Here is a 2146-nt window from a genome sequence, read left to right on the forward strand (position 1 = left end):
CAGCGGCGAGCCAGCCCTACGCCTTACGCCCGGCCCCCCCCGCGCGCGCGGGGCGCGGGGGGGGGGGGGGGTGGGGCGGCCTTCTACTGCTGGCCGCCGCTATCACCTTGCACAGCCACTGGGGTGACTTTCTCCAGTGGTGTCTCGCCACCCAAATTACCCTGCATCGCTATCTGGTGATGTACCTTCTGTTGCTGAATAACCATCAGTACAGCGGCGGTATCTGGCTGCTGGTGGGGGCCTTTCTCTATGGCGTGCTGCACGCCGTCGGACCGGGACACGGTAAATTTATCGTGACGACCTACCTGAGCACCAATCAGGAGAGCCTGACGGCGGCGCGGGTGGTGCCCTTTCTCGGCAGCCTGTTGCAGGGCGTCACTGCGATACTCTTCGTCTTTATTCTTGCGGTGGGGCTGAATCTGGCCGCCGGCGATCTTAGCGCCAGCCGCTGGTACGTCGAGAAGATCAGCGCCCTGACCATCGGCGTCTTTGGGGCTTATGTTATCTTTCGCGCTCTGCAAAGCCTGTGGCCGACAAAACAGGTGATTCGCCGTCTGACGCCAGCGCATCAGCATGACGCCTCGTGCGGCTGCGGCCATCACGGCGTGGGGCAGGATCTGCAGGGCGCTGACTGGAAGACGCGCCTTGGCGTGGTGCTGGCTATCGGCGTTCGGCCCTGTAGCGGGGCGATCATGATTTTATTATTCGCCAATGCGTTGGGGATTGTTAGCTGGGGCATCGCCGCGGTGATGAGCATGGCGCTGGGCACCGCGCTCTCGATCCTCGGTCTGTCGCTACTGGTTCACTATGCGCGCCATCGGACGGTCAAACGATTGGCCACGAATCACCGCCCGCGGCCCTGGCTGGTTCCGCTGATGAAGATCCTCGGCGGTCTGGCGCTGATCCTCTTTGCCGTGGGATTGTTTTTCACCGTGGTGCCGATCAGCGCCAACGGCGACTTTATCGCCGCTGGCTGTTAGCCCGTTTCCAGCAGTCGCATCAACACCCGCAGCGCCTGATCCAACTGCTGGCGTTCACCGTCACTGAGTCCTGCCAGCAGTTGCCGTTCGTTGTCGACGTGGGTTTCCACTGCGGCATCGATCCGTTCGCGTCCGGCGGAAGTCAGGGCGACCAGCATACTGCGGGCATCCTCCGGATTGGGCAGGCGGGTAATAAACCCGCGTTTCTCCAGCGCCTTCAGACGATGGGTCATGGTACCGGAGGTAATCATCAGCGTGGAGAAGAGCTGGGTGGGCGAAAGTACGAAAGGCGCTCCGGCGCGCCGCAGCGTCGCCAGCATGTCAAACTCCCAGCGCACCAGATCGTGGCGCGTAAAGGCCACTTCCACATGCGGCTCCAGCAGCATAGCGCATCGTTTCAGGCGACCTATCGGCCCCATGGGGCTGCAGTCGAGGTCTGGCCGTTCCCGCTGCCACTGGGCGAGGATGCGATCCACGGCGTCGATCGGCGGTGATTTGTCCATTAGTGCTCACTTGTCTTGATATCAAGATACTTGGCGGTACATACTTCACTCACTAATTTACCTTGAAGTGAAGATAAAATCATGGCTTTTCTCTCACGTAATCTGATTCTCGACCTGCTGCTCACCGCGCTGGCGCCCGCTATCTGGGGGACGACCTACATCGTCACCTCCCAGTTTCTGCCCCCTGACCGCCCATTTATTGCTGCGCTGCTGAGGGTGCTGCCGGCAGGTATCGCTCTTCTGATCTGGAGCCGTCGTTTTCCGCAACGCGGCGAATGGGCAAAGCTGATCGTTACCGGCATCTTAAATATCGGCGCGTTTCAGGCGCTGTTGTTTATCGCCGCCTATCGCTTACCCGGCGGGCTGGCGGCAGTGATCGGCGCGATCCAGCCGCTGCTGGTGATGCTCCTCGCCTGGTGCGTCGACCGGCAGCGCTCGCCCTGGCTGGCGGTGTTCTCCGCCATCGCCGGCATACTCGGTATGGCCATGCTGCTGCTGTCGCCGCACACCGTCCTCGACCCGCTGGGCATCGGCGCGGCGTTTCTCGGGGCGATCAGTATGGCGCTGGGCACCTGGCTCTCCCGGCGCTGGGCGCTCTCCCTGCCTGTGTGTGTGCGTGTCGCCGCTGGCGGCGGGTGGGGGGGGGGGGGGGGGGGGGGGGGG

The 2146-nt window shown here is 62.9% G+C and carries 2 protein-coding genes and 1 pseudogene; 2 read left to right on the forward strand and 1 reads right to left on the reverse strand.

The annotated features are described in order from the left end of the window. Positions 1–86 precede the first annotated feature (86 nt). The gene (locus HMPREF9538_RS06520; protein ID WP_032457212.1) at positions 87–980 is read left to right on the forward strand and encodes a nickel/cobalt transporter; all 894 of its coding nucleotides are present in this window, start codon (positions 87–89) and stop codon (positions 978–980) included. On the opposite strand, the gene HMPREF9538_RS06515 is transcribed toward HMPREF9538_RS06520, so the two are convergent. Then, positions 977–1483 (reverse strand): MarR family winged helix-turn-helix transcriptional regulator, encoded by a 507-nt coding sequence (locus HMPREF9538_RS06515; protein WP_009485902.1) that lies wholly within the window; start codon positions 1481–1483, stop codon positions 977–979. The genes HMPREF9538_RS06520 and HMPREF9538_RS06515 overlap by 4 nt on opposite strands. An 81-nt stretch (positions 1484–1564) precedes the next feature. Between HMPREF9538_RS06515 and HMPREF9538_RS06510 the strand changes: the two are divergent. Further along, positions 1565–2146, forward strand: a pseudogene (locus HMPREF9538_RS06510) (DMT family transporter); the annotation flags it as partial.

The organism is Klebsiella sp. MS 92-3, assembly GCF_000195655.1.
Lineage (GTDB): Bacteria > Pseudomonadota > Gammaproteobacteria > Enterobacterales > Enterobacteriaceae > Klebsiella > Klebsiella pneumoniae.

Bases quoted from the DNA above. Each gene is read 5' to 3' on its own strand.
- HMPREF9538_RS06515 (WP_009485902.1), bottom strand. From the start codon at position 1,483: ATGGACAAATCACCGCCGATCGACGCCGTGGATCGCATCCTCGCCCAG.